Genomic DNA, 26102 nt, shown 5'->3' on the forward strand with positions numbered 1-26102 from the left:
CGCCCTGCCTCAGGCCGGGTCGGGCACCTGGCTCGGGTACGGGTCCAGCTCGAGGTCGACCCAAGTCGGTCGGTGGTCGCTGGCCGCGACGAGGTCGGCCTCGTCCAGCGGCACCGCACGGTGCGGAAGGACCGTCACGTCGCGGGAGGCGAACACCACGTCGAGCAGCGTGCGGGGAGCCTTGGCCGGGTAGGTGGGCGCCGTCGGCGAGACGAGGCGCAGCGGCGCGGCGAAGAGCTGCCACGCGCGACCGGTCTCTCCCTCGTTGAGGTCTCCGGCGAGCAGGACCGGGCCACCGCCGGACACCCCCTCGAGGATCACCCCGGCGTGCCGCTCGCGCTCGGCCGCGTCGAGGCTGAGGTGGACCGACGCGACCACGAGCGGCTCGTGACCCGCGGGCGCGACGCGCGCCACGGCATACCCACGGGTGCGTTGCAGCGCGGCCACCCGCAACCGGTGGTGCCGCGACTCCCGGACGTCGACGCGCAGGGAGGTGAGGATGGTGGTGCCGCCGCTGCCACGGTGGCGCCCCGACCAGTACAGGCCGCACTCGGCCGCGAAGGACGACACCTGCCACGACCCGAACAGGCGACGCGGCACCTCCTGCAGGCACAGCACGTCGGGGTCGATCGCCCGGATGACGCGGGCGGCCGCGTGCCGGTCGAGGGTGAGGTCCTTCAGGTTGTAGGACGCCACCCGCATCGTGGTCATGCGTCGCGACGGGCCAGGTCGGCCGCCCCGATCAGGCCCGCGTCGTTGCCGAGCTGGGCGGCGACGATGCGCGCCTCCGGCCGGTAGCCGCGACCGGTGAGGTGGCGACGGAACGTCGTGCGCGCCGGGTCGAGCAGGAGGTCGCCCGCTGCGCTGACGCCACCACCGATGACGAACGTCCCGGGGTCGAAGGCCGCGGCCAGGTTGGCGATGCCGACACCGAGCCAGGTGCCGATCTCCCCGAGCAGCTCGGTCGCCGTCGGGTCGCCCTCCTGGGCGGCCTCGGTGATGAGCGGGCCGGTGAGGGCCAGCGGGTCACCCTCGACCCGGGCCAGCAGGTCGGAGGCCACCGGGCTGTTCGCGGTCATCAGCGAACGCGCCTCCCGGACGAGGGCGTTCCCGGAGGCGTACTGCTCCCAGCAGCCGCGGTTGCCGCACTCGCAGCGCTGGCCGCCCGGCACGACCTGCATGTGGCCGAACTCCCCGGCGATGCCGTACTTGCCGCGCACGACCTGTCCGTCGAACAGCAGCGCGCCGCCGATCCCGGTGCCGAGCGTGATCATCATCAGGTGGGTCTCGCCCTGCGCCGCACCGAACCGCCACTCCGCCCAGGCCGCCGCGTTGGCGTCGTTGTCGACGGAGATCGGCACGGGGACCCGGCGCTGGAGGTTCGCCTCGAGCGGCTCCCCGCGCCAGGACAGGTGGGGGGCGAAGACGACGGTCGCCCGGTCGGCCGCGACGAAGCCCGCGGCACCGATGCCGACCGCGACGACCTCGTCCTGCGCCAGGTCGAGCAGCTCGGTGACGACCTCGACGATGGTGTTCTCGACGACCCCGGGGCTCTTGGAGCGGTGCGGGGTGTCGCGCCGGGCACGGGCGACGATCGTGCCGTCCTCGGCCACGAGGCCGCCGGCGACCTTGGTGCCACCGATGTCGATGCCGACCGCGAGCCGTTCGCTCATGAACCGATCCCCTCCGCCGCGAGCGCCGCGGCGCCGATGAGACCCGCGTCGTTGCCGAGCGCGGCCGGGACGAACTCTGCCACCGGTCGGTGCCCGCGGCCCGTCAGCTGCCTCCCGTATGCCGCCCGCGCCGGCTCCATGAGCAGGTCGCCCGCGGCGACGACGCCCCCACCGATGACGATGAGCTCCGGGTCGAGGATCGCGGAGACCGAGGCGGCGCCCTCCCCCAGCCAGCGCCCGAGGTCGGCGAGCAGCTCGACGGCCGCCGCGTCCCCGGCCTGCGCGACGGTGGTGACGTCGTGGCCGCGCAGGGCCGCCGGGTCGCCGCCGCAGGCCTCGGAGAGGGCGGCACCGTGCGGCGTCCCGGACGCCACCAGCTCGCGGGCCTCGCGGACCAGGGCGTTGCCCGAGGCATAGACCTCCCAGCAGCCGCGGTTGCCGCAGCCGCACCTGATGCCGTCGGGCACGACCCGCATGTGGCCGAGCTCGCCGCCCACGCCGTACGCACCGCGCAGCAGCCGTGAGTCGACGACCACGCCGCCACCGATCCCGGTGCCGACGGTGACCAGCACCATGTCGTCGGCCTCGTGGGCGGCGCCGTACCGGAACTCGCCCCACGCGGCCGCGTTGGCGTCGTTCTCGATGATGACGGGGAACTCCACGAGCGCCTCGAGCCGACGCTTGAGCGGCTCGTCGCGCCACGCCAGGTTCGGGGCGAAGAGGACCGTCGAGCCGGTGCGGTCGACGAAGCCGGCGCACGCCACCCCCACGGCGACGACGTCACCGCGCGGCCCGGCGAGCTCGGTGACGAGGTCGGCCACGTCGTGCGCGATCTGGTCGGGGTCCTGCGCGGGGGTGTCGCGGCGGGCCCTCGCGAGGATCTCGCCGGTCGCCGAGACGACACCGGCCGCGATCTTCGTGCCGCCGATGTCCACGCCGATCGTCACGCTCATCGCGTCGCGCTCCCTTGGTCCTCGTCCTCGATGGTGATGTCCTGCACCCGCGTGCCGCGGGCCCGCGGGTCGTGCGGTGGCGGCGCGCCGTCGGTCGCCCCACCCGCGCCGCGGGTGTGGCCGGCGACGTCACGCAGGGCGCTGGCCAGCGCTCCCGCGAGGTCCGCGAGGCGCTCGACCGTCTCCGGCCGCACCGAGCGCAGCAGGCCGATGCCCTGGCACACGGGGCACCACTGGCAGGTGACCGCCTGACCGGTTCCGTTGGCGGCACCGCACTGGTCGCAGTGGCCGACCGGGTGCGACGGCGCATCCTCCGGCGGCACCGGTCCCGGCGCCCCGTCGGAGGGGTCGTCAGGGCCACCCGCCCCGGTCGGGGCAGAGGCGCGGGGCGGCCCGGCGGCACGCGGTGGTCCGGCGGCATACCCGCTCGTGCTCACCCAGCCCCCCAGGGCGTCGAGCAGCCGAGCGGCCTCGTCCGCGACCGAACCCACCGGGGGACGGCCGTCCTCGTGCTCGGTCCGGTCAGCCACGGGGCCACACCTCCTCGTCGGGGACGAAGCGGATCCGCAGCAGCCCGTCACGCACGGAGGCTCCGTCGACCACGCATCGTTGCAGAGCCGCGGGGAGGGTGAGGACCCGGCGGTGCTCGCCCACGGCGACGAGCAGCTCGTCGCCGCGCCGCTGGAGGCCGAGGTCGCGGGCGTGCGCGAGGGGCAGCGGCAGGGTCAGGGTGAAGCCCTCGTCGGTGCGCTCGACGGTCATGCCGCGGTGGGTGACGGGCGCGAGCAGGTCCCGGGCGTCGTCCGTGCCGTCGCCGTGGGACCGGCCGAGCGCGGCGAGCGCCTCGACGCCGATGGGCTCGGCAGCCAGGTAGGGCGCGACGACGACAGGCAGGCCGGCGAACGACTCGCGGACCTCGACCAGGCCGGCCCGCTGGGCGGTGTTCCAGCCACTGCGCCACGGGTCGGGGACGGTGTCGGTCGAGGTCGGTTCCGGCACCCCCGCGTCCGGGAACACGCGGTTGACCACGACGGCGTCGACGACGAACCCGTACAACGACAAGGACGTCCACGTCCGGCGCGACTCGGCGATGACGACGCGCTCGGGGGTCAGCACCAGGCGCACGGACGTCTCGTCGCCGGTGAGGATCCGGTGGACCTGGCGCATCTGGCGCTGCCAGCCGGTGACCGCCTCGATGACCTCGGGGGCAGGCAGCGGGACCCCGGCTGCCGCTGCCGCCGCAGGGCGCAGGGTCCGGATCAGGCCCCGCTGCGCGGGCAGCAGGCGGTCGAGGTGCCACGCGAGCGCCTCGGGGAGGGCGAGCAGTCGCAGCGTCTCGGCCGTGGGCGCGCAGTCGACGACGACGAGGTCCCAGGGGCCGGAGTCGACCTGGGCCCGCATCTCGAGCAGCGCCGCGACCTCCTCGGCTCCGGGCAGGCGGGTCAGCTCCTCCGCGACGACGGTGTCGATGCCGAGGGTGCCGAGGACCGACAGGAGGTAGTCCTGCACGACCCGCCACGACTCACCCAGCAGGTGCGGTGGGCTGATCTGCAGGGCCGACAGCCCGGGCTCCACCTCGACCGGCTGGCCGGCTTCGGCCGCCCCGAGCGGGACCCCGAGCGCGTCACCGAGGGAGTGCGCGGCGTCGGTCGACATGACGAGGGTCTTGACGCCGCCGCGGGCCGCGCGGACGGCCGTCGCCGCGGCGGTCGTGGTCTTGCCCACCCCGCCCTTGCCGGTGAAGAGGATGACGCGCATGGGTGTGCCCCGGCTGGCGCCGGGTCAGCCCTCGACGCGCTTCTTGAGCTCCTTGAGCGCGGTGTCGATGATGACCTTCTCGGCCTTGCGCTTGAGCATCCCGAGCATCGGGATCTTCACGTCGACGGCGAGGCGGTACGTCACCGTCGTACCCGTCTTCCCTTGTGCTGCAAGGGTGTACGAGCCGTTCATGGCCTTGAGGACGTTGGCCTCGACCAGCGACCAGGACACGACCCCGGTGCCGTCCTTGGTCACGTCCCACTCGTAGTCGAGGACGTAGGTGTCCTTGATCGCGCCGGCGTCCAGGGTGAACTGCACCTGGTCGGCCCAGCCGTCGCCCTCCTCGGTGAGGACGCTGACCTTCTTCACCTCGGTGGCCCACTCCGGGTAGCTCTCGAAGTCGGCGATGACGTCCAGGACCTCGCCGGGGGTGGCGGCGATGTCGATGCTGGATTCGGTGCGGTCGGCCATGCGCCGAAGGCTACAACGAGTTCCCCTCGAGCCCGTCCTTCAGTCCGTGCACGGCCCGCTTCCACCGCAGCGTGTGGCGCGTGGCCACGTCACGGGGTGCACCGGGCTGGCGGTGGCCGCGCAGGTAGTGGTGGACGATGGCGCCGTCCCACCAGGGCTCGATCCACACCTCCATCTCACCGGAGACCTGACCCGTCACGGCCCAGCGGATGCCCTTGACGCCCCGGTCGCGGACGACCTCGCGCCGGACGTGCGGCCAGACCTGCTGCGCCCACGCCTCGTCGCCGACCCGTTCCCGGATGACCGCCGGCGGGGCGTCGACGAAGGTCTCGTCCACGACGTCGATGCGCGAGTCCTTCACGCCGCCAGTGTTCCGCACCTCACGTGACTCGTCACGACGCGCCCTCCCCACGGCAGCTACCCATCGGTAGGCTGTGGTCCTGAGGGCCCTGGCCCCTCAGGCCAGTGATGCCGCCGTCAAAGGAGACTCCGTGCAGGAACACGTCGCGCCCCCACTCGTCGAGCCCACCACGGAGGGCAGCCTTGCCGACCTGCCCGCCCGCAACGCGGCCAACAACCCCCAGAACGTCGCGTTCTCCCGCAAGGAGGGCTCCGGCTGGGTCGAGGTCACGGCGGGTGAGTTCAACGACGACGTGCGGGCGGTGGCCAAGGGCCTGATCGCCTCGGGCATCACGCCCGGCGACCGCGTCGCCATCATGTGCAAGACGCGCTACGAGTGGACGCTCACCGACTTCGCCGTCTGGACCGCCGGTGGCGTGACCGTCCCCATCTACGAGACGTCGTCGGCCGAGCAGGTGGCGTGGATCCTCGCCGACTCCGGCGCCCGCGCCATCATGCTGGAGACGCCGTCGCACCAGGCCACCCTCGACGAGGTCCGCGGTGAACTGCCCGGCCTCGACCACGTCTGGCAGGTGGACGCGGGCGCGATCGCCGACCTGAAGAAGGCCGGGAGCGACGTCGGCGACGGCGCGCTCGCCGCGGCGACGGCGGGGGTCAACCGCGCCAGCACCGCCACGATCATCTACACCTCGGGCACCACCGGCCGCCCCAAGGGCGTCCAGCTCACCCACGACAACTTCATGGCGCTCGCCGACAACGCGATCACCAAGCTCAAGGAGGTCGTCAAGGCCGACAACGCCTCGACGCTGCTGTTCCTCCCCCTCGCGCACGTCTTCGCGCGCTTCATCCAGGTCCTCTGCGTCACCGGCGAGGCCAAGATGGGCCACAGCGCCGACATCAAGAACCTGCTCGAGGACTTCGGCGAGTTCAAGCCGACCTTCATCCTCTCCGTGCCGCGCGTCTTCGAGAAGATCTACAACTCCGCCGAGGCCAAGGCGACCGCCGACGGCAAGGGCAAGATCTTCGCGACCGCCGCCGACACCGCCATCGCCTGGTCGACCGCGCAGGACACCGGTGGCGCGGGCCTGGCCCTCAAGGTCAGGCACGGGGTGTTCGACAAGCTCGTCTACGGCAAGCTCCGTGCGGCGATGGGCGGCCAGGTCATGTATGCCGTGTCCGGTGGCGCCCCGCTCGGCACCCGGCTCGGCCACTTCTTCCGCGGCATCGGCGTCACCGTCCTCGAGGGCTACGGCCTGACCGAGACCACGGCCCCCGCGACCGTGAACGTCCCGGACCGCGTCAAGATCGGCACGGTCGGCGCGCCGCTGCCCGGAGTCGGCATCCGCATCGCCGACGACGGCGAGATCCTCATCCGTGGCAACAACGTCTTCGCCAGCTACCACAACAACGACGAGGCGACCTCGGGCGCGATGCAGGACGGCTGGTTCCACACCGGCGACATCGGCGAGCTCGACGAGGACGGCTACCTCAAGATCACCGGTCGCAAGAAGGAGCTGCTCGTCACCGCCGGCGGCAAGAACGTCGCCCCTGCCGCCCTCGAGGACCGGCTCCGGGCCCACCCCCTGGTGTCGCAGTGCATCGTCGTGGGCGACCAGAAGCCGTTCATCGCCGCGCTCATCACCCTGGACGAGGAGATGTACCCCGCCTGGGCCAAGAACAACGGCATCCCCGGGGTGACCTTCGAGCAGGCCCGCACCGACGAGACCGTGCTCAAGGCCCTGCAGGACGCCGTGGACGACGCCAACAAGTCGGTCTCCAAGGCGGAATCGATCCGGAAGTTCGCCGTCCTGGAGGGCGACTTCACCGAGGACAACGGCTACCTGACCCCGAGCCTGAAGCTCAAGCGCAACATCGTCATGAAGGACTTCCACGACCAGGTGGAGGGTCTGTACTCCGGCGCACGGGAGTGACCTCTACGGTCTAGGCATGCCCTCCGGCACCCGAACGCGCCCGTCCAGCCGGGCCACCGTCCTCGCGGTGGCCTGGCTGGTGTTCTTCACGGTCCTGCAGTGGAGCGTCGTGCGCTACCGCATCCCGATCGTCGCCACGCTCACGCTGGCCACCGTCGCCCTGGCGCTGTGGCAGTGGCGCGGCTGGCAGGTGCGCCTGACCGGGCCGGCTGTCGCCCTCGCCCTCAGTGGCGCCGCGCTCGCGACACTGGCGATCCCGCTGTTCAGCTACCTCGCCCCCACCGGCCTCGCCGTCGCGACCAGCGCGCTCGTGGCCGGACCCCTGGTGTGCGCGGCGCTGCTGTGGTCCCGTGGCCGCGGCGCGGTGCGCGCCGCGCGGGCGGCCGGGGCCACCGCGGTCCTCGCGTATGCCGTCGCCGCCGCGACCGCCGTCATCTCCTCACCGCGCCCGCGCATCGACGTCTGGGTCACCCTCCAGCAGGCCAGCGACGGCATCGCCAGGGGCGAGAACTTCTATGCCATGAACTGGACCGGCTCCCCCGGCATCCAGGACGCCTTCACCTACCTGCCGTGGACGGCGGTGCTGCTCGCCCCCGGCCGCTGGATCGCCGGCGACGTCCGCTGGGCCCTGGCCGTCTGGACCCTGGTCGGCGTCGCGGGGGTCTGGCTGCTGGCGCGCCATACCTGGACCGCGGCGGCGGCGACCGCCCTGCTGCTCCTGGCCCCGGGCACCCTCACCCAGCTCGACCAGGCCTGGACCGAACCACTGCTGCTCACCGGGATCGTGTGGTGGGCCGTCCTCGTGCAGCGCGACGAGGCGTGGTGGGCGGTCGTCCCCCTGGCGCTGGCGTGCGCGAGCAAGCAGCACCTCGCGCTGCTGCTCCCCGTGCTGCTCGTGTGGCGGCCGTTCGGCTGGCAGCGGACCCTCGCGACGGGCGCGCTGACGGGGGTCCTCATCGCGCCGTGGTTCCTCGCGAGCCCTCCCGACTTCGTGCACGACACCATCACGCTGCTGCTGTCGTTCCACCCCATCAAGTTCGCGAACACGCTGTACCTGTTGGCGCTGAACACCTTTGGTGTGACCCTGCCGTTCTACGTCACGGGCGTGGTCGTCCTCGGCACCCTCGCCGCCGTGGTCTGGACGGTCCGGCGGCGCCAGCCCGACCTCGGTCAGGTGCTGCGCTGGCTGGCCCTGGTGCTGCTCGTGGCGAACCTCGTCAACAAGCAGGCCTTCTACAACCAGTTCTGGCTGGTCGGCGCGCTGGTCGTGGTCTCACTCGCCGTGCGCGTGCCTGCGGCGGCCACGGTGCCGGGCGACGGGGCGCAGCAGGGCGCGCCCGCCCACGTGGGTGGGGGGCGCGCCCGGTCGTCGCGAGAGGCCGCAGCTCCCTGAGGGTCAGCCGACCTTCGCGAAGGTCCCCACCGCGGCGAAGCCGTTGGCCCAGAGGGTGTTCACCTCGGACGCCTCGACGGAGTCCGGGTAGGGGTTGGTGCACGACGGGCCGGGGCCACCGCCGGACATGAGCTTGGAGCACGGCTGGGTGTAGCGGTCGGGCAGGCCGAGCGCGTGACCGGTCTCGTGCGTGACGATGCGCTGCGGCGCGTAGGTGTTCGCCTGGTCGTAGTCGAGGAAGATGTAGCCGCTCCCGTGGCCGTCGCCGGAGTAGTAGGAGCCGCTCGGGTCGCTGCCCTCGTAGTAGGCGAGGCTGGCGTTCGAGGAGTTGCCCTGGACGAGTCGGACGTTGCTGACGCGGGAGTTCCAGATCGCCGCGCCCTGGTCGATGAGCGAGTTGAAGGACGGGGCGTTGGCGTCGTCGTAGTAGATCGTCGTCACGGCGGAGGCAGCGGACTGACGGCCGGCAGCCTTGTCCTTGGCCGCCTTGGCGATCGCGGCGTCGAGGTTCCTCTGGAGCCGCTCGTTCTGCGCCTTCTCACGCTCGTTCGGCAGGTAGCTGCTCGACCGGGCGACGGTGGCCGCGCCGTCAGGGGCCGCTGCTGCACCGACCGGGGCCGGCGCCGCGGCGAACGCGGTTCCGGAGGCGAGTGCGGCGGCTGCCGCGGCGAGGGTGAGGCGGTACTTCGACATGTCCAGGCTCCTGGTGGGATCGGTGTCAGGTCGGTGTCGTCGGCCGGTTGCCGGCGGCACTCCTCCATTCCTAACCGGCGGGAGTTCGGCTGCCCGAAATGTCCGGGTCAAGGCTTGGCCAGAGCCCGACAGATCGACGTATGCCGCGTGTGCGGCAGGTCTGGAAGGTCAGGAGCGCGTCGCCGCGGCCTCGATGACGTCCTCCACCAGCTGCTCCAGGATCACGGGGTAGACCGCCTCACCTGCGGCCCTGGTCTGCGCCGGCTCGATCCAGTCGATCCGGATCGTCGAGCGCACCTCGAGCTCCTCGAGCGCCGACGGCTCCGCGGGGAACCGCTCGGTCACCCAGCCGTAGAACACCTGCTCCTGGTGGATGGTGCGCCCCTCGAACGAGAAGGTGCCCCGGTCGGCGTGCACCGGCCCGAGGAGGTCGTCACCGGTGATGGTGGCTCCGGTCTCCTCCCAGACCTCCCGGACCGCCGCCTGCCGGTCGCTCTCCCCCGGCTCGACGCCCCCGCCCACGGTGTACCAGTACGGGTCCTCCGGGCGGTGCGGGTCGAACCCCTTGATCATCAGGACGTACCCGTCGGCATCCACGACGACGACCCGCGCGGCACGCCGGTGCACCACCTCCGCCACGTCGTCGTCCCCGGCCCGGTCGGTGCCGACGTGCTCGCGGGTCACGACGCGGCCAGGCGGCGCAGGTACGCCAGCCAGTCGCGGGTGAAGGCGGGCTCGGTGGTCCGCAGGACGGTCGTGAAGGCCACCCGCGCGTCGGCGTCGGGGTCGACCGAGGTGTTCGTCGAACCGCTCGCGGCTCCGGGAGCGGTCGCCACGTCGAGGTAGAACCGCACCAGCCCGGCCTCGCCGTGCCGGTCGACGATGCGGCACACCGCGAGCCACGCGGCGTTGTAGCTCGGGGCGATCGTGGAACGTCCGGGGTCGAAGTCACCAGCCGTGGGCAGCGCCGTCGGCCCGGTGCCGGCCCGGACCTTCTGCAGGAGCGCTGCAGCGATCCGTTGTCGGGTGGCGTCGACGTCGCGGTACCCGACGTAGTCCGCCATCCCCTCGGAGAGCCACAGGGGCACCTGCCTGGTCGTCGTCGCCCGGATGGCCACGTGCGTGGCCTCGTGGGTGGTGACGACCTGCTGGCCCGTCCGCTCGAGCGTCGCGAACGCCTCCGGGTTGATGACCACCCAGTCGGTCCCCGTCCGCCCCGTCGGGTCGAAAGGGCCGTCGGTGACGGCAGCCACCTGGGCCACCGCCGTGGGGTCCTGTCCGACCTGCTCGGCCATCTGGCCGGAGGTCGCCGGGACCACGAGGACCAGTCGGGCGTTCCAGCGGGGCGTCCAGACCGCGCGCACGCCCGCCACCGCGCGGTCCCCGAGCTGGAGGTAGGGCCGCAACCGGCTGGCCGGCCCCGACCCGATGACCAGCGTCGTCGCGCTGCGCGCCACCGCGAGGTCCGGCAGGTCCCACACCTGCACCTGGGTGCCACCGTCGGTGTCGTCGACCAGCTTCCACCCGCCAGCACGCCGGACCACGGTGAAGTAGGACTCGAACTCCCTGGTGCCGGTGTCGAACCCGGCCAGGCTGTAGCGCCCGCCGACCCTGGAGACCCAGGCATCGGGACCGAGCTGGGCGACGCGGTCGGTCGACAACGGCGGCGCGGGCTCGGGGGTGCCGTACCGGAAGGTCCCGAGCGGCAGCTTCGTGAGCGCGTCGAACTGTTGCAGCTGTCGCAGCCCGAACCCCGAGGCCGGGTCGTCGAGGGTGGCCCGGAAGGCTGCGCGGTCGTGCTCCCTGACGGCGCGCGCCCGACGGTCGAGGAGGGCGGCGAGCGCCTCCTCGCGGTCGACCGTCGGGGTGCCCGAACCCTGCTGGGTCGTCAACCCCGACGCAGCCGACGCAGAAGACGCAGAGGACGCGGACGAGGACCCGGAGGAGCGGGGCCCGTCGTCCGAGCAGGACGAGAGCGTCAGCATCAGGCAGGTCGCACAGGTCAGGCCGGTCGCCACCGAGGCGACTCGCCGCTGTCCCGCCCTGGTCCGCACCGGCCCATCGTAGGCAGGACGGCGGGCCGGGATCGCTCAGCCGACGGCGCGGACGTGGGCGGCCCACGGCTCGCGCCGAGCGCTGACGTCGCCGGCCTCGTGCGCCGACACCAGCCCGGCCGCCGCGAACCGCGTCACGGCCAGCCGCTCGGCGGCGTCGAGCGGCAGCTCCGCGCTCGAGGGGGTGAGCAGCGCCGTGACCATGCAGTCGTCGCAGTGCAGGTCACGCACGGGGCAGCTCTGGCAGTCGATGATCATCGCGATCACCCCTTCTTCGTCGTCAGCTGTCGGTGTACCCGGTGGACCACTTCCACCTGACGACGACGCTACGAGACGCCACCGACAGCGCCCTCCGACGCCATCCGGGCCGCTCTCCCCGTCGCCCCCGACGCCGCACCGTCCGGACCCGCGCGCCTGCGTCGGGCTGTCACACCACCGGCATACCGTCGGGGACATGCAGATGGTCCAGGGCACCTTCGACGACTTGGGCACGGCGTTGGCCGATGTCACGTTCGTCGTCGTCGACCTCGAGACCACCGGTGGCAGCCCGGCCGACTCCGCGATCACCGAGATCGGGGCGGTGAAGGTCCGCGGCGGCGAGGTGCTCGGCGAGTTCCAGACCCTCGTCAACCCGCACCTGCCCATCCCCCCCTTCATCCAGGCGCTCACCGGCATCACGACCGCGATGGTGGCCGACGCCCCGCGCATCGAGTCGGCCCTGCCCGCGTTCATGGAGTTCGCCGCCGGCACCGTGCTGGTGGCGCACAACGCGCGCTTCGACATCGGGTTCCTCAAGATGGCCGCGTCCCTGCAGGGCATCGAGTGGCCCCGCCACACGGTCCTCGACACCGTCCACCTGGCGCGGCAGCTGGTCCCCCGCGACGAGGCCCGCAACCACAAGCTGTCCACGCTCGCGGCGCTGTTCGGCGCGCAGACCACCCCCGACCACCGGGCGCTGCACGACGCGCGCGCCACCGTGGACGTCCTGCACGCCCTCATCGGCCGGGTCGGCAGCCTCGGGGTCCACACCCTCGAGGAGCTCTCGAGCTACACCTCCAGGGTCAGCCCGGCGCAGCGCCGCAAGCGCTGGCTCGCCGACGGGCTGCCCGACCAGCCGGGGGTCTACCTGTTCAAGGACGGCGCCGGCCGCGTCCTCTACGTCGGCACCTCGGTCAACATCCGGACCCGCGTGCGCAGCTACTTCACGGCGTCCGAGCACCGCTCACGGATGGCCGAGATGGTGCGCCTTGCCGAGAGCGTCACCCCGGTCGTCTGCGCCACGACCCTCGAGGCCGAGGTCCGCGAGCTGCGCCTCATCGCCGAGCACAAGCCGCGCTACAACCGGCGATCGAAGACCCCCGAGCGCGCCACCTGGGTGAAGCTCACCGTCGAGGCCTTCCCCCGCCTGTCGATCGTGCGCGAGGTCCGGGCCGACGGCGCGAAGTACATCGGCCCCTTCGGCAGCCGTTCCTCCGCCGAGGCGGCCGTCGCCGCCGTCCACGAGGTGATCCCGTTGCGGCAGTGCGTCCAGCGGCTCTCCCCCACGAGGTTCGTCGGGTCGTGCGCCCTCGCCGACATGGGCCGTTGCGGCGCGCCCTGCACCGGCGCCCAGTCCGTCCAGCAGTACGACGTGGTCGTCCAGGACGCCGTGCACGCCCTCGTCGGCGACTCCCGGGACGTGGTCACCGCCCTGCGCGGCCGGATGGGCTCCCTCGCCGAGCAGGAGCGGTACGAGGACGCCGGCACCCTGCGTGACCGCCTCCTCGCGCTCGTCCGCGGTATGGCGCGGGCGCAGCGCATCGCGCCCCTCGCCGCCAGCCCGGAGATCGTCGCCGCCCGCCGGGCCGCCGCGGGCGGGTGGGAGCTGGTCGTGGTCCGTCACGGACGCCTCGCCGCCTCCACGATCTCCCCGCGCGGCGCCGACCCGATGCCCTACGTCGAGGCGATGCGCCAGGCGGCCGAGGTGGTCCTGCCCGCACCGTGGCCGGCACCGGCCGCGATCCCGGAGGAGACCGAGAAGATCCTGCGCTGGCTCGAGCAGCCCGGAGTCAGGGTCGTCGACGTCGACGGCGAGTGGACCTGCCCCGTCGGTGGCGCAGCCGGTGCCCGCGCCGCGCTGGAGGGGACGGCCGAACGGTCCCAGCGCTCCGCCTTCGTCGCCGCATCCTGACGCCGCGGACCCGCGCCCGCCGATACAGTGGGCAGGTGATCTCCGCCATCGTCCTCATCAACGCCGAAGTCGACCGGATCCCCGAGGTCGCCCAGGCGATCGCCGAGCTGGACGGGGTCAGCGAGGTCTACTCAGTGGCCGGCGACGCCGACCTCATCGCGCTGGTGCGGGTCCGCGCGCACGAGGAGCTGCACGACGTCATCGCCGGACGGCTCAACAAGGTCGAGGGCGTCACGGGCACCAACACGCACATCGCGTTCCGCACGTACTCCAAGCACGACCTCGAGGCGGCGTTCAGCCTCGGCCTGGACGGCGACTGAGCCCACGGGCCATCCCGGTCGTCAGGGGGCCGTCCGCGCGACCACCCGGGAGTACGGACACCCGTCCGGCTGATCTGAGTAGCAGAACCCATCCGGCGGCAGGGCGCACCCTCCACACTCGTGCCACCGCGCACGGTGCGCGCCCTTCCCTGGAGGACCGATGCCCCCGATCCCCTGTCCGTCCTGCGGCGCCCCGCTCCCGGCCCAGCCGGTCCAGTGCCCCGCCTGCCGACTGCCCCTGATCGGACCCGACGCCGCGCGGCTGTGGGAGCTCGACCAGCGCCTCGCAGCGCTGCGGACCGAACGAGCACAGGTCCTGCTGGCGCTGCGCACCACGGGCGTGCTCGAGGCAGGCGGCGTCGCCACGGCGGCGGGCTCCGGAGCAGACGTCCTCGCCTCGAGCTCGCCCACCCCTGCCGGTCCGACACCGACGACCGCCGCCGCACCATCCGTCACCGCACCACCCGTCACCGCACCACCCGCCGCCATCGCACCACCCGCCGCACCACCGGCAGCCGCCGCACCGCGTCGGCGCTGGACCACTCAGCAGACCCTGCTCGGAGTGGGCGTCCTGCTCGTCCTGGTGGCCTCGTCCATCGCCCTCGCCGTCGCCTGGTTCCTCATCGGCCCCTACGGCCAGATGGTCGTCATGGGCGGCCTCACCGCGGTGGCGGCGGGAGTCTCCCTCCGGCTCTCCCGGCGCGGCCTGTCCAGCAGCGCCGAGGCGCTCGCGCTCGTGGCCGGCGGCCTGCTGCTGCTGGACACGACCGCTGCTCGCCGGTTCGGGCTGCTGGGCCTGGCCGGCCTCGACTCGCGCCCGTACGCCACGGTCACCGGCCTGCTCGTCGCCGGCCTGCTCGCGGCGCTGCACCGCCGTGACCGCAGGATCGCGGCCTTCGCCCTCCTGTCGCTCACCTCGGCCTCGATCGCGTGGGCCGGTGTCGTCGCCCTGGCCGACGACCCCGCTCCCGTGGCAGCCCTCTCCCTCTTGGGTGCGTCAGTCTTCGGCGCGGCACGGCTGCTGTTGCCCGAGTCGCTGGGACTGACGAGGCGAGCCGCCGCGGGGCCCGCGTCCGGCTGGGTCGTGCTGGCGTTCCTCGCTGCCGCCGCCGGTGCCCTCGCCGGGGCCGAGCCGGGAGGCCCCTCCTCGGTGACCTTTTCGGGCGCGGCCAGCGTGGGCCTGCTCCTGCTCGTCTGCGCCGCGGGCGCAGAGGTCGTCCGCCGGGTCGTCGCTGCCCGTGCCGCCGTCCTCGGTTCGCGGGCTGCCGTGCGCGCCGACTGGTCGGCCCGGGCGCTCACGGGTGACTGGCGCGCGCTCGGCGTGGTGGCCGTCACCGCCACCCTGGCCGCGCCGACCGCGATGCTGACGTTCGGGCTGCAGGTCGGTGCGACCGGCACGGCCGTGCTTGCCGTTCTCGTCGCGGCGGTCGGCGCCGGCCTGCTCGTCCTGCGACGCCCCAGCCGGTCACTCGGGGACCTGTGGCTCCTCGGCCAGGCGGGCCTCGCGCAGCTGCTCCTCGTCGTCGTGGGCGCGGCCCACGGGGCCGACGTCGCCACGACCATCACCCTCCTGGCGGTCGCCTCCGTCGCCACGACCGCGGCTGCCCGCCGTCCTGCCTGGCGGGCCGTCGCCTCGGGCGTCGCAGCACTGGCCCTGCTGGGGGCGGTCGCGCTGGCCTCGGGGCTGGGCTCCCCCGTGGTGCAGGTGTTCTCACTGACCGCGCTCGGGCTGGCCCTGACCGCAACGGCGTTGGCCCGCCCCGCCCGCGCCGAGGAGGTGCCGGTGGCCGCCGTCGCCGTCCTGGCCTTCGCCCTCGCCCTCGCCGCCGCGACCGGTCAGCGGCTGCCCGACGGGGTCACCGCCACCGTCCTGGCCGCGGTCACCGTGGCCGCCACCGCAACGGCCGTCCTGCGCCCCCGCGGGCGGTCCCTCGCCTCGGGTGTCGGCGCGCTCGCCCTCCTCGGCGCCGTGGCGCTGGCCTCCGGGCTCGTCTCGCCCATCGCCCAGGCCCTGGCCCTCACAGCGCTCGCGGTCGCCCTGGCCTCGGCGGCCCTGGCCCGTCCGCACCGGGCCGAGGAGCTGCCGGTGGCCGCCGTCGCCGGCCTCGGCTTCGTCCTGGCCCTCGTCGCGTCAGCGGGCCAGCAGCTGCCGGAGGCGGTCACCGCGACCGTCCTGGCCGCCCTCGCCGCCACCGCTGCGGTCGCCGCGGTCCTGCGTCCCGCGGTGCGACCGGCGGCCGAGGGCCTGGCCGCCGTCAGCGGCACCGCAGCGGTCTGGTTTGCCGGCGGACTCGTCTCCCCCGAGGTGCAGTGGACCCTGCTGGCCCTGACGGCTTCCGCCCTGGCAGCGCTGTCCGCCTGGCGCCGCGGCACCCTCGACGAGCTCGTGCTGGGGTCCGGCGCGGTGCTCACGTCGTTCGCCGCCGTGGCCGTCGCCCTCGACCACGGCTGGCCGCACGCAGCGGCGGGTGCCGCCGCGGCATACGGTCTCGTCGCGGTGGGGTATGCCGCCCACCCGCACCGCCGCGGTGTCGTCACCGCCGCCGTCCTCGGGCTCACCACCGCGGTGTGGCTGGAGCTGCTCGAGGCGGAGGTGACCCGGCTGGAGGCGTACACGGTGCCCCTGGCCCTGGTGCTGCTCGCTGCCGGGTTGTGGTCGCACCGCGAGCTGGGTGACCGGTCCTGGGCCGTCGCCGGACCGGCGCTGGCCGTCGGGCTGCTGCCGTCGGCACTGGCCACGGCCGTCGGCGACGACGTCGCCCGTGCCCTGGTCACCGTCACGCTGGGCGCCGCCGTCCTCGCCCTCGGCGCGTGGCGCCGCTGGCAGGCGTTGGTGGTGCTCGGCGCCGCCGCCGCAGCGCTGGTGGCGGTGACCCAGCTCGGGCCGGTGACCCTGCACGCACCGCGGTACCTCACCCTCGGCACCGTCGGGGTCGCGCTGCTCCTCGTGGGCGCCCGCTACGAGCAGAGCCGGGCAGGAGCCCGTCAGGCCGTCAGCTGGCTGAGCCAGATGTCCTGACGCGCCCGAGCGCCCACGCGAGGGGGCGGACGGTCAGGCGGTCGTGGCCGCGGCCCAGGCGGCGAGCTTCTCCGCCGCCGCACCGGAGTCCAGGGCCTGCTCGGCGCGATCCATCCCTGTGCGGATGCCCGCGAGGAAGTCCGCGTCGGAGGTGCCACGGTCGGGCTCGGTGAGCGCCAGCGCGATGCCCGCGTTGAGGACCACAGCGTCCCGGACCGCCCCTCGGCTGCCGTCGAAGAGCTCACGGGCGACCCGGGCGTTGAAGGCCGCGTCGGCGCCCCGGAGGGCCTCGATGGGCTGCCGTTCGAGCCCGAGGTCGAGGGGGTCCAGGGTGCGCTGGGTGACCGTGCCCCCGCGGACCCACCAGACCGTGGACGTGGTGCTGAGCGTCAGCTCGTCGAGGCCGTCGTCACCGCGGAAGACCGCCGCGTCCTTGCCGCGGTCGGCGAACACCCCGGCCATCAGCGTCGCGAGCCGCGGGTCGGCGACACCGACGGCGGCATACGTGGGCTGCGCGGGGTTGGTCAGCGGACCCAGGGCGTTGAACGTCGTGCCCACACCGAGACCGCTGCGCGCCGCGGCGGCGTGCCTCATCGCCGGGTGGAAGGTCTGGGCGAAGCAGAAGGTGATGCCGGCCTCGCCCGCCACCTGCTGCACGCGCTCGGGCGAGAGCGTCAGGCTCACGCCCAGGGCCTCGAGGACGTCGGCCGACCCCGACGACGAGGACGCGGCCCGGTTGCCGTGCTTGACGACGCGGATGCCGCTGGCGGCGATGACGACCGACGCCATCGTCGAGATGTTGACCGTGTGCGAACGGTCGCCACCCGTGCCGACGATGTCGAGGCTGGGCTCGGGGACGACGATGCGGTTGGCGTGGGCGAGCATCATGTCGGCGAGGCCGCGCAGCTCCTCGACCGTCTCCCCCTTGGCACGCAGGGCGATGAGGAAGCCGGCGACCTGGACCGCCGAGGCCTCACCGCTCATCACCTGGTCCATCGCCCAGGACGCCTGGTCACCGGTGAGGTGCTCACCCGCGAGGAGCAGGGTGAGCAGGTCCGGCCAGGTGTACGCGGACCCGACCTGTGAGGACACGGCGGTCAGGACGCGCTCGGGCGCCCGCGTCGACCGAGCTCCGCCACGGCACCGGCCAGGGCGATCGGGTCGAGCGGGTGCGGAACGGCCAGGTCGGCCAGGGACCACGTTGCGAGCCAGCCGTCCTGCGGGCGTCCGGTGAGGACCAGCACGGGCGGGCAGTCGAAGATCTCGCTCTTGAGCTGGCGGCACAGGCCCAGCCCACCGATCGGCGAGGTCTCGCCGTCGAGGACCAGCACGTCGAAGCGCGTCGACTCGACCGCCTCGACCACGGCGGCGGCCGTGGCGCACTCGCGCCACAGGGTGACCTCGACGTCGCGGGCCGGGCGCCGGCCAACGTTGACGCGCACCGCGTCACGGGTCGTGCGGTCGTCGCTGTAGAGGAGCACCGAGATCTGACGAGCCGAGGACCCCGTGGAGGGGGTCGGGTCGGCGGCGGTCGCGTGCGAAGCGGTCATGACGCAGATGCTACCGGTGCGGCCCCGGCGGCCTGTCGCACGGCCTTCGAGCCGACGTCGCGGACCCCGCACAGGTTTTCTGCGACACCTGTCAGGCGGCTGTCCGGCATCTGTCGGGCATCCGTCGGGGGGTCGGCGGTGTGCCCGTCCGGGAATGGGCAATAATGGCGCTCGTGGCGACAGCATCCGTGACTTCCGACGTCCCCCGAGCGACCGGGAGCATTCCCGGTCACGGGCCCGTGTCCCGACCCAACATGGTGTCGGTCGGCACCATCGTCTGGCTCTCCAGCGAGCTGATGTTCTTCGCGGGCCTGTTCGCGATGTACTTCACGATCCGCTCGGTGGAGCCCGACCTCTGGTCGGTGAGGACGGACGTCCTCAACGTCCCCTTCGCCACGATGAACACGATCATCCTCGTGATCTCCTCGGTGTGGTGCCAGCTCGGCGTGCACGCCGCGGAGCACGGCAAGCCGCACCGCGGCAGCGCGAGCCTCCTGTCGCTCAAGGAGTGGGGCATGCGCGAGTGGTACGTCCTCACCTACGTCTTCGGCGCGATCTTCGTGTCGGGTCAGGTGCTGGAGTACTCCGAGCTCGTCCACGAGAACATCACGCTCTCCTCCGACGCCTACGGCTCGGTCTTCTACCTGACGACCGGCTTCCACGCGCTGCACGTGACGGGCGGGCTGCTCGCCTTCCTGCTCATCATCGGCCGCACCTTCACGACCCGGCACTACAGCCACGCACAGGCTGCCGGCGCCGTCGTGACCTCGTACTACTGGCACTTCGTCGACGTGGTGTGGATCGCGCTGTTCGCGACCATCTACCTCCTGAAGTGACCTGCGCCGACATGACGTCGCTGCCGACCAGTCCCCTGACCGCCCTGCCCGCACCCACCGACAGGACCGCACCGTGAACGCCCTGGCCGCCCGCCGCCGACACCCCGCCGCGATCGCCCTGCTCATCCTGCTCGGCCTCGTCGTGACCGGCGTCGCCTACGCCACCTTCGCCCCGAAGCAGGCCGACGCCGCCACCGCCTCGGCCAGCTCGGTCCAGGACGGCAAGAAGCTCTTCCTCGCCAACTGCGCGACGTGCCACGGCCTGCAGGCCCAGGGCACCAAGGCCGGCCCGAGCCTCGCCGGTGTCGGCGCGGCCGCCGTCGACTTCCAGATGGGCACCGGTCGTATGCCGCTCGCGGCCCCCGGGGTCCAGGCACCGCAGAAGCGGGTCCAGTTCAGCGACGACGAGATCGCCTCGGTCGCGGCCTACATCGCCTCGCTGGCCCCCGGCCCCACGGTGCCGGACAGCGACGTCTCCAGCGGCCAGGGCGGCAACGTCGCCAAGGGCGCCGAGCTGTTCCGCGTCAACTGCGCCATGTGCCACAACTTCGCCGGCTCGGGTGGTGCGCTGACCCGCGGCAAGTACGCCCCGTCGCTGCGCGACGTCGAGGGCAAGCACATCTATGAGGCCATGGTCACCGGCCCGCAGTCGATGCCGGTCTTCAGCGACACCAACATCGCCCCCGAGTCCAAGAACGACATCGTCGCCTACCTGCACTCGGTCGACAAGCAGGAGAACGTCGGCGGCATGGCCCTGGGCAACCTCGGGCCGGTCTCCGAGGGACTTTTCGTCTGGGTCTTCGGGCTCGGCATCATGGTCGCCTTCGCGGTCTGGCTGGGCAAGAAGGCCGCCTGATGCGCATGTCACATCCGGTGGCCACATCCGCGCCGAAGGCGCACCATGGAACTCACGACCGCAACGCGACAGGATCGAACTCACGATGAGCGAAAACGGCACGCCCCACGGCGAGGTCGTCGGCACGGGCTCGAACGGCTACGGCGCCTCGGCGGTGCGGCTGGACCAGGGTCACATCGAGGGCACCGGGGGTCTCCCCGAGCGCTTCGAGAACCCCGGCCTCCCGCCCCACGTCGCGCGCATGGCCGACCTCGACGAGAAGGCCGCCAAGCGCGCCGAGAAGCAGGTCGCCACGCTCTTCGGCCTCTCGAGCCTCGCGACGGTCGGCTTCATCATCGCCTTCTTCGCGATCGACAAGGAGAGCAGCACCTACATCCCCGGGATCGGTGACGCGAGCCTCTACAACGTCGTCATCGGCGTGCTGATGGCCGTCGCCCTGCTCGGCGTCGGCGTCGGCGCCGTCCACTGGGCCAAGACCCTCATGCCCGACGCGGAGTCGGTCGAGTACCGCCACCCCCAGCGGGCCAAGGACGAGGACCGCCAGCGCGTGGTCTCGGAGCTGACGGCCGGTGGGGACAAGGCCCAGCTCGGTCGTCGCCCCCTCATCAAGTACTCCCTGCTCGGTGCGCTCGCGCTGCCGCCCATCACGCTGGTCGTCCCGCTCGTCGCGGGCCTCGGCCCGGTGCCGAAGGACGCGCTCTCCAAGACCATCTGGAAGAAGGGCGACCGGCTCGTCCGCGACCCGGAGCGCACGCCGATCCGCGCCGACCAGGTCACGATCGGTTCGGTCTTCCACGTCCTTCCCGAGTCGATCAAGGACTCCGAGCACGTCCTCGAGGACAAGGCCAAGGCCGCCGTCCTGCTGATGCGGCTCAACCCCGAGGACATCAAGCCCAAGAAGGAGCGTGACTGGGGCCATGAGGGCATCGTCGCGTACTCCAAGATCTGCACCCACGTGGGCTGCCCCGTGGGCCTGTACGAGCAGCAGACCCACCACCTGCTCTGCCCCTGCCACCAGTCGACGTTCGACGTGACGCAGGACTGCAAGGTCATCTTCGGCCCGGCCAAGCGCCCGCTGCCGCAGCTGAAGATCACCGTTGATTCCGAGGGTTACCTGGTGGCCGACTCCGCCTTCCGCGAGGCTGTCGGCCCGAGTTTCTGGGAGCGTGGTTCCGCATGAGCAACGACCGCAACGGGTCCTCCGACGACCCGATCGATCGCCTTCGCCGCGAGGACCCGCAGCCGGAGGCCCCGGCGAACCCCGGGATGAAGGCCGTCGGCGGTGTCGCCGGCTGGCTCGACGACCGCACCGGTGCTGCCAAGCCGGTCGGGTACCTCATGAAGAAGGTGTTCCCCGACCACTGGTCCTTCATGCTCGGTGAAGTCGCCATGTACTCGATGATCATCTGCCTGATCTCGGGCACCTTCCTGACGTTCTGGTTCGTGCCCAGCGCCGGCCAGGTCGTCTACGACGGCTCCTACCTGCCGCTGCGTGGCGTCACCGTCTCCGAGGCCTACCGCTCGACCGTCGACATCTCCTTCGACATCCGTGGCGGCCTGCTCATCCGGCAGATCCACCACTGGGCCGCGCTGATGTTCATCGTCGCGCTGTCGGTGCACATGCTCCGCGTGTTCTTCACCGGTGCGTTCCGCAAGCCCCGTGAGATCAACTGGGTCATCGGCTGCATCCTGTCGATGCTCGCGCTGGTCGAGGGCTTCGCCGGCTACTCCCTCCCCGACGACCTGCTGTCCGGTACCGGCCTGCGTGCCGCCGAGGGCTTCATGCGCTCGGTCCCCGTCCTCGGCTCGTACATGTCGTACTTCCTGTTCGACGGCGCCTTCCCCGGCGAGGCGATCATCCCCCGCCTGTACTCCGTGCACGTGCTGCTGCTGCCCGCGATCCTGGTCGGCCTCTTCGTCGCCCACATCGGCCTGGTCTTCATCCACAAGCACACGCAGTACCCCGGCCCGGGCAAGACCAACGACAACGTCGTCGGCTTCCCGGTCATGCCGGTGTATGCCGCGAAGGCCGGTGGCTTCTTCTTCATCGTCTTCGGTGTCCTCGCCCTCATCGCGGCGCTGGTCACGATCAACCCGATCTGGGCGTACGGGCCCTACGACCCGTCGCCGGTCACCGCCGGCTCCCAGCCGGACTGGTACATGGGCTTCGCCGACGGTGCGCTGCGCCTGCTGCCCGGCTGGCTGGAGTTCACGGCCTTCGGGTTCACGTTCTCCTTCAACGTCATGATCGGTGCCATCCTCCTCATCCCCGTGATGTACGGGCTGATGGCTGCCTACCCGTTCCTCGAGCGCTGGGTCACCGGCGACGACCGGGAGCACCACCTGCTCGACCGGCCGCGCAACAACCCGACGCGCACCGGCCTGGGCATGGCGGCGCTGACGATGTACGGCGTGCTCATGTTCGCCGCGGGCAACGACATCATGGCGATCAAGCTGGGCCTGTCGATCAACGACATCACCCACATCCTGCGTGCGGCGTTCTTCGTCGCCCCACCGATCGCCTTCTGGGTCACCAAGCGGATCTGCCTGTCGCTGCAGCGCCGCGACCGCGACCTCGTGCTGCACGGTCGCGAGACCGGCCGCATCGTCCGCACCGCCGACGGCCAGTTCTTCGAGCAGCACGAGCCGCTCGACGAGTACACCCGCTGGCTGCTGGTGCAGCACGACAAGCAGGAGCCCCTGCAGCTCACGGCCGGGGTCGACGAGCACGGTGTCGCCTCCCCCACCGCCCGCAAGGACAAGCTGCGGGTCGCGCTGTCGGAGTTCTACTTCAAGGACCGCATCGACCCGGTCACGCCGGCCGAGCTCGCTGCCGCCCACCACGACGGCCACGCCCTCGAGGCGATCGAGGAGGCCCCCCACGAGGAGGCGTCCCGCCCGGCTCTCGAGAGCTCGCACCGCAAGCCCCGCAAGCGCCCCTGAGGCCTTCCCGGGCACCGATCCACCGGTATGCCGTCCGCTCCCCCCGGAGCGGGCGGCATACCGCTGTCCGGGGGTGGTGTCCCGCCGGCGGCGGGCTGCGTGGCAGGCTGGGCGCGTGGTCGAGATGGGGGCACGGGAGTTCGAGCTGGCGGTCGGTGACGCCCTGGACGAGGTGCCGGGCGAGCTGATGGCGCTGCTCGACAACGTGGTGTTCCTCGTCGAGGACGAGCCACCACCGGAGGACCCCGACCTGCTGGGCGTCTACGACGGCACTCCCCTGACCGAGCGCGGGGACGCCTGGGCGGGTGCGCTGCCGGACCGGATCACGATCTTCCGCGGCCCCCTGTGCCGCATGTGCGAGGACCGCGACGAGCTGCTCGACGAGATCGCGGTGACCGTGGTCCACGAGATCGCCCACCACTTCGGCATCGACGACGCGAAGCTGCACGCCCTCGGCTGGGGGTGAGCGGCCCCGCTACCGCGTCCGGAGCGCGAACGCGGCAGCCATGGACGGGGCCCTCGCCCCCTCGCCCAGACGCGGCGTGCCGGTGACCTCGGCATAGAGCCGGGTGAGCGAGTAGTGGGTCAGCGGCGTGTGGACGACGACGTGGGACAGGGACGGGTGCGCCACGACGGTCAGCACGCGGTTGCCCGCCGTGCGGTCGTCCTCGTCCGCGGTGAGCACCACCGCCAGGCGGCCGGACCGCCAGTCCGGCCCGGTCAGGACCTGCGCCATCCGGGCGCGGAACCACTGGTCGGCCGTGGCCAGCGAGCAGTCGTGCGCGTCGTGGCACAGGTCGGGCACCAGCATCCCGGCGTCGGGCAGGGTTCCAGCGCGCACCGCACGGTCGAAGGCAGCCAGGGGCTGGTCGTAGCGCCCACAGGCGGCCCGCTCGTCGACGAAGTACGCCCAGGGGTTGTGCTTCACCGCGTAGCGTCCCGCAGCGGTGAGCCGGCAGGGCGTGGTCATGGCGTCGAGGTAGATCCCGGCCGTGCGACCCCGGGCCAGGGCCGACCCGAAGACGCTGGGGCCGTGCAGGCGGTGGACGGCCGGACCGCCGTCGTCGGTGACTCCGTGCGTGCTCCCCGAGGCGATGGCCAGGTAGTTCGGCAGCGAGGGGTGACGCGTGGCCGTGTAGTGGTCGGCGTACCCGTAGCGCTGGGCCAGCGAGTACGTGTAGGGCATGGCTGACCGCATCTGGGCCAGCGAGTGGTTCTCGACCACCACGACGAGCAGCTTGGTCACCACGGGCGCGGTGAGGGCCGCCGCGCCGGCCCGGGCCGGTGGGGCGGTGCTGGACGTCGAAGCGAGGGTGGAGGTGGGGGTGGTGGCGGGGGTGGTGGTCGTCACCGGACCGGAGCGCGGCCGCGAGGTGGCCGTGCCCGAGGTGGCCGGGTCCGAGGTGGCCGGGCCCGAGGTGCTGTTGCCCGGGGTGGCCGTGCCTGCGGAGGGCGCGCCCGGGGCGCCGACGCAGCCCCCCGCGACCAGGGCGCAGGCCAGGACGCCGAGGAGACGGGTCACCGCAGGTGACATCTCGAGCACGCGGCGCACGACGTCAGGACCTTCACACGAGGGCGCTCTGCGCCTTCCAGCCCTTGTACGAGTACTGCCAGACGCCGATGCCCTCGGTCGGCAGGAACGGGCGGTTGGAGCCGGTGAACTTCACGATGTCACCGACCTTGGAGTTCTCGAACATCCACTGCGCGTTCGCCAGGGACATGTTGACGCAGCCGTGGCTGACGTTGGAGTTGCCCTGGGCGCCCACCGACCACGGTGCTGCGTGCAGGTACTCACCGGTCCAGGTGACCCGCAGGTTCCACTTGGTGTCGATCTTGTAGTACCCGGGCTTGCCCTTGGCGATCCCGATGGTGGTGGAGTCCATGGTGACCTCCCCCTCCTTGCGGATGATGACCTTGGTGCCCGAGCGGGTCTCGGTGAGCTTGCCGGGACGCCCGGTGCTCACGGGGATGACCTTGATGACCTGCCCGCCGCGGCGGACGGTCATGGTGTGCGCCTTGATGTCGACCGTGGAGACCATGGCAGAGCCGACCGTGAAGCTGGCGTTGTCGTCGTTGCCGACCCACTTGTCGGGACCGGTCTGGACGCCGGTCAGGGGTGCCGCGACGGTGACCGTCGTGCCGGGCTTCCAGTAGCTGGCCGGACGCCACATCAGCTGGCGGCTGTCGAGCCAGCCCCACGCGCCGGCCTGCTTGGGGCTCGTGGTGACCTTGACCCGCTTCTCGATCTCCGCGCGCTGCTGGGCGGTGGTGACCGCCGAGTCGAACTGGATCGCCACGGGCATGCCCACCCCGACGGTGGCGCCGGCGTTGAGGATGCCGTACGTGGCGGTGACCTTGGGCTTGAGGGTCGAGAACCTGGCGGTCGTGGTGGACGGCGTGCCGTCCTCGCCCTTGGCTGCCGCGGTGACGGTGTAGGAGGCGCTGGGAGCCAGTCGGGCCGTGGACGTCCACGTGCCGTCGCCGGCGACCGTGCCTGCGACCTTGCGGCCCTTGGCGTCGGTCACCGAGACGGTGCCCAGGGCTCCGCTGACGGCCTTGACGACGACGGGCTGGTCGGGCTTGACGCCCGTGCTGCCGTCGGCGGGCGTCACCGTGAGCTCGGCCGGCGTGCTGGTGGTGGTGCTCGACGAGCTGGACGACGAGCTCCCGCTCGCCGACGGGCTACCGGCCACGGGGTCGGTCGCCGGGCCGGCGGCGTTGCCGGAGCACCCGGCCAGCAGGGCGACGGCCGCCACGGCCCCCACCACTGCCATCAGGCCCCGCGAACGCTGTGTCGTACGCACCACGTGTGAACTCCCTGTGTCCCTGTGCGCGGCCGGGGCCGCGCATCCTGCTCGTGCTTCGTCACCAGGGGCCGATCGGACGGGCCCCTGCTCGACAGACGCCGCAGGACCGCTGGAGGTTGTCGGTCGTGTCGGGTCCGTGGTCGGCCGCGACGACGCAGCCGGGATGTTGGAACAACCGAGCCCGGCTGCGCAACGCTGATCGGCCTGGCAGGTGCCGGGCCCCCTCGGAGAGCGGCGACCCACCTGGACCGCCACGGCCACCCCTCGGGCCGCCCCCACATCGTACCTTCCCACCGGGACGACGACGGCGCCCCG

The 26102-nt window shown here is 72.6% G+C and carries 25 protein-coding genes; 10 read left to right on the plus strand and 15 right to left on the minus strand.

All coding sequences use genetic code 11. The features are described from left to right. Positions 1–9: 9 nt before the first annotated feature. The 7 genes from ASD62_RS04155 to ASD62_RS04185 are packed head-to-tail and all read right to left on the minus strand — an operon-like array spanning position 10 to position 5216. Positions 10–711: an endonuclease/exonuclease/phosphatase family protein gene (locus ASD62_RS04155; RefSeq protein ID WP_056914873.1), complete on the minus strand. Its 702-nt coding sequence runs from the start codon at positions 709–711 to the stop codon at positions 10–12. Further along, complete coding sequence (locus ASD62_RS04160) at positions 708–1673, minus strand: ROK family glucokinase (protein WP_056914874.1); 966 nt, start codon at positions 1671–1673, stop codon at positions 708–710. Before ASD62_RS04160 ends, ASD62_RS04155 begins: the two co-directional genes overlap by 4 nt. Then, positions 1670–2626, minus strand: coding sequence for an ROK family glucokinase (locus ASD62_RS04165; protein WP_056914875.1), 957 nt, complete (start codon positions 2624–2626; stop codon positions 1670–1672). Before ASD62_RS04165 ends, ASD62_RS04160 begins: the two co-directional genes overlap by 4 nt. Continuing rightward, positions 2623–3156 carry a hypothetical protein gene (locus tag ASD62_RS04170; RefSeq protein ID WP_056914876.1) on the minus strand — a complete coding sequence of 178 codons (534 nt, stop codon included), beginning with the start codon at positions 3154–3156 and terminating at the stop codon, positions 2623–2625. Before ASD62_RS04170 ends, ASD62_RS04165 begins: the two co-directional genes overlap by 4 nt. After that, on the minus strand, positions 3149–4384 hold the full coding sequence (locus tag ASD62_RS04175) for an ArsA family ATPase (RefSeq protein WP_056914877.1): 1236 nt from the start codon (positions 4382–4384) through the stop codon (positions 3149–3151). The genes ASD62_RS04170 and ASD62_RS04175 overlap by 8 nt, the downstream gene beginning before the upstream one ends. A gap of 24 nt (positions 4385–4408) precedes the next feature. Next, the gene (locus tag ASD62_RS04180) at positions 4409–4855 is read right to left on the minus strand and encodes an SRPBCC family protein (protein ID WP_056914878.1); all 447 of its coding nucleotides are present in this window, start codon (positions 4853–4855) and stop codon (positions 4409–4411) included. Positions 4856–4865: 10 nt separating this feature from the next. Beyond that, positions 4866–5216 carry a hypothetical protein gene (locus ASD62_RS04185; protein WP_056914879.1) on the minus strand — a complete coding sequence of 117 codons (351 nt, stop codon included), beginning with the start codon at positions 5214–5216 and terminating at the stop codon, positions 4866–4868. 130 nt (positions 5217–5346) lie between these two features. Between ASD62_RS04185 and ASD62_RS04190 the strand changes: the two genes are divergently transcribed. Continuing rightward, positions 5347–7146, plus strand: coding sequence for a long-chain fatty acid--CoA ligase (locus ASD62_RS04190; RefSeq protein ID WP_056914880.1), 1800 nt, complete (start codon positions 5347–5349; stop codon positions 7144–7146). Positions 7147–7162: 16 nt separating this feature from the next. Further along, positions 7163–8539: a DUF2029 domain-containing protein gene (locus ASD62_RS04195; protein ID WP_056914881.1), complete on the plus strand. Its 1377-nt coding sequence runs from the start codon at positions 7163–7165 to the stop codon at positions 8537–8539. A gap of 3 nt (positions 8540–8542) precedes the next feature. Here ASD62_RS04195 and ASD62_RS04200 read toward each other — a convergent pair whose 3' ends face one another. From ASD62_RS04200 to ASD62_RS04220, 4 genes are all read right to left on the minus strand, one after another. Further along, positions 8543–9232 (minus strand): snapalysin family zinc-dependent metalloprotease, encoded by a 690-nt coding sequence (locus ASD62_RS04200; protein WP_056914882.1) that lies wholly within the window; start codon positions 9230–9232, stop codon positions 8543–8545. A gap of 168 nt (positions 9233–9400) precedes the next feature. Further along, positions 9401–9916 carry an NUDIX hydrolase gene (locus ASD62_RS04205; protein WP_056914883.1) on the minus strand — a complete coding sequence of 172 codons (516 nt, stop codon included), beginning with the start codon at positions 9914–9916 and terminating at the stop codon, positions 9401–9403. Continuing rightward, on the minus strand, positions 9913–11124 hold the full coding sequence (locus ASD62_RS20275) for a hypothetical protein (protein WP_056914884.1): 1212 nt from the start codon (positions 11122–11124) through the stop codon (positions 9913–9915). Before ASD62_RS20275 ends, ASD62_RS04205 begins: the two co-directional genes overlap by 4 nt. A 198-nt stretch (positions 11125–11322) precedes the next feature. Continuing rightward, a complete protein-coding gene (locus ASD62_RS04220) occupies positions 11323–11544 on the minus strand; it encodes a hypothetical protein (protein ID WP_056917156.1) in 222 nt (73 codons plus the stop codon). A 196-nt stretch (positions 11545–11740) separates the two neighbouring features. Between ASD62_RS04220 and ASD62_RS04225 the strand changes: the two genes are divergently transcribed. The 3 genes from ASD62_RS04225 to ASD62_RS04235 all read left to right on the plus strand — a co-directional run bounded on the left by ASD62_RS04225 (position 11741) and on the right by ASD62_RS04235 (position 16795). Further along, positions 11741–13456: a DEDD exonuclease domain-containing protein gene (locus ASD62_RS04225; RefSeq protein ID WP_056914886.1), complete on the plus strand. Its 1716-nt coding sequence runs from the start codon at positions 11741–11743 to the stop codon at positions 13454–13456. Between the two features lie 35 nt (positions 13457–13491). Further along, entirely contained in the window at positions 13492–13776 is a 285-nt protein-coding gene (locus ASD62_RS04230; protein ID WP_056914887.1) for an Lrp/AsnC family transcriptional regulator, read from the plus strand. Between the two features lie 160 nt (positions 13777–13936). Further along, positions 13937–16795: a zinc ribbon domain-containing protein gene (locus ASD62_RS04235; RefSeq protein WP_056914888.1), complete on the plus strand. Its 2859-nt coding sequence runs from the start codon at positions 13937–13939 to the stop codon at positions 16793–16795. Between the two features lie 33 nt (positions 16796–16828). Here ASD62_RS04235 and trpD read toward each other — a convergent pair whose 3' ends face one another. Together trpD and ASD62_RS04245 are read right to left on the minus strand one after the other, a co-directional pair. After that, positions 16829–17887, minus strand: coding sequence for an anthranilate phosphoribosyltransferase (trpD, locus tag ASD62_RS04240; RefSeq protein WP_200956851.1), 1059 nt, complete (start codon positions 17885–17887; stop codon positions 16829–16831). A 5-nt stretch (positions 17888–17892) separates the two neighbouring features. Further along, positions 17893–18345, minus strand: coding sequence for a response regulator transcription factor (locus ASD62_RS04245; RefSeq protein ID WP_056914889.1), 453 nt, complete (start codon positions 18343–18345; stop codon positions 17893–17895). Between the two features lie 164 nt (positions 18346–18509). On the opposite strand from ASD62_RS04245, the gene ASD62_RS04250 reads away from it, so the two are divergent. From ASD62_RS04250 to ASD62_RS04270, 5 genes are all read left to right on the plus strand, one after another. Beyond that, positions 18510–19181 (plus strand): heme-copper oxidase subunit III, encoded by a 672-nt coding sequence (locus ASD62_RS04250; RefSeq protein WP_082580566.1) that lies wholly within the window; start codon positions 18510–18512, stop codon positions 19179–19181. A gap of 73 nt (positions 19182–19254) precedes the next feature. Further along, positions 19255–20037 (plus strand): c-type cytochrome, encoded by a 783-nt coding sequence (locus ASD62_RS04255; protein WP_056914890.1) that lies wholly within the window; start codon positions 19255–19257, stop codon positions 20035–20037. Between the two features lie 85 nt (positions 20038–20122). Further along, entirely contained in the window at positions 20123–21217 is a 1095-nt protein-coding gene (locus ASD62_RS04260) for a ubiquinol-cytochrome c reductase iron-sulfur subunit (protein ID WP_056914891.1), read from the plus strand. Further along, positions 21214–22980 carry a ubiquinol-cytochrome c reductase cytochrome b subunit gene (locus ASD62_RS04265; RefSeq protein ID WP_056914892.1) on the plus strand — a complete coding sequence of 589 codons (1767 nt, stop codon included), beginning with the start codon at positions 21214–21216 and terminating at the stop codon, positions 22978–22980. The genes ASD62_RS04260 and ASD62_RS04265 overlap by 4 nt, the downstream gene beginning before the upstream one ends. A 124-nt stretch (positions 22981–23104) precedes the next feature. Then, complete coding sequence (locus tag ASD62_RS04270) at positions 23105–23446, plus strand: metallopeptidase family protein (RefSeq protein WP_082552804.1); 342 nt, start codon at positions 23105–23107, stop codon at positions 23444–23446. Between the two features lie 9 nt (positions 23447–23455). On the opposite strand, the gene ASD62_RS04275 is transcribed toward ASD62_RS04270, so the two are convergent. Together ASD62_RS04275 and ASD62_RS04280 are read right to left on the minus strand one after the other, a co-directional pair. Beyond that, positions 23456–24532 carry an alkaline phosphatase family protein gene (locus ASD62_RS04275; protein WP_056914894.1) on the minus strand — a complete coding sequence of 359 codons (1077 nt, stop codon included), beginning with the start codon at positions 24530–24532 and terminating at the stop codon, positions 23456–23458. Positions 24533–24545: 13 nt separating this feature from the next. Then, entirely contained in the window at positions 24546–25754 is a 1209-nt protein-coding gene (locus ASD62_RS04280) for an Ig-like domain-containing protein (RefSeq protein ID WP_056914895.1), read from the minus strand. Between the last annotated feature and the right edge of the window lie 348 nt (positions 25755–26102).

This window comes from Phycicoccus sp. Root563, from assembly GCF_001427915.1.
Taxonomy (GTDB): domain Bacteria; phylum Actinomycetota; class Actinomycetes; order Actinomycetales; family Dermatophilaceae; genus Pedococcus.

Coding starts and splice junctions, on each gene's coding strand:
- ASD62_RS04180 (WP_056914878.1), bottom strand. CDS start 4,855: ATGGCCGACCGCACCGAATCCAGCATCGACATCGCCGCCACCCCCGGC.
- ASD62_RS04175 (WP_056914877.1), bottom strand. CDS start 4,384: ATGCGCGTCATCCTCTTCACCGGCAAGGGCGGGGTGGGCAAGACCACG.
- ASD62_RS04195 (WP_056914881.1), top strand. CDS start 7,163: ATGCCCTCCGGCACCCGAACGCGCCCGTCCAGCCGGGCCACCGTCCTC.
- ASD62_RS04280 (WP_056914895.1), bottom strand. CDS start 25,754: ATGGCAGTGGTGGGGGCCGTGGCGGCCGTCGCCCTGCTGGCCGGGTGC.
- ASD62_RS04260 (WP_056914891.1), top strand. CDS start 20,123: ATGAGCGAAAACGGCACGCCCCACGGCGAGGTCGTCGGCACGGGCTCG.
- ASD62_RS04165 (WP_056914875.1), bottom strand. CDS start 2,626: ATGAGCGTGACGATCGGCGTGGACATCGGCGGCACGAAGATCGCGGCC.
- ASD62_RS04235 (WP_056914888.1), top strand. CDS start 13,937: ATGCCCCCGATCCCCTGTCCGTCCTGCGGCGCCCCGCTCCCGGCCCAG.
- ASD62_RS04245 (WP_056914889.1), bottom strand. CDS start 18,345: ATGACCGCTTCGCACGCGACCGCCGCCGACCCGACCCCCTCCACGGGG.
- ASD62_RS04200 (WP_056914882.1), bottom strand. CDS start 9,232: ATGTCGAAGTACCGCCTCACCCTCGCCGCGGCAGCCGCCGCACTCGCC.
- ASD62_RS04270 (WP_082552804.1), top strand. CDS start 23,105: ATGGGGGCACGGGAGTTCGAGCTGGCGGTCGGTGACGCCCTGGACGAG.
- ASD62_RS04155 (WP_056914873.1), bottom strand. CDS start 711: ATGACCACGATGCGGGTGGCGTCCTACAACCTGAAGGACCTCACCCTC.
- ASD62_RS04220 (WP_056917156.1), bottom strand. CDS start 11,544: ATGATCATCGACTGCCAGAGCTGCCCCGTGCGTGACCTGCACTGCGAC.
- ASD62_RS04225 (WP_056914886.1), top strand. CDS start 11,741: ATGCAGATGGTCCAGGGCACCTTCGACGACTTGGGCACGGCGTTGGCC.
- ASD62_RS04160 (WP_056914874.1), bottom strand. CDS start 1,673: ATGAGCGAACGGCTCGCGGTCGGCATCGACATCGGTGGCACCAAGGTC.
- ASD62_RS04265 (WP_056914892.1), top strand. CDS start 21,214: ATGAGCAACGACCGCAACGGGTCCTCCGACGACCCGATCGATCGCCTT.
- ASD62_RS04250 (WP_082580566.1), top strand. CDS start 18,510: ATGGCGCTCGTGGCGACAGCATCCGTGACTTCCGACGTCCCCCGAGCG.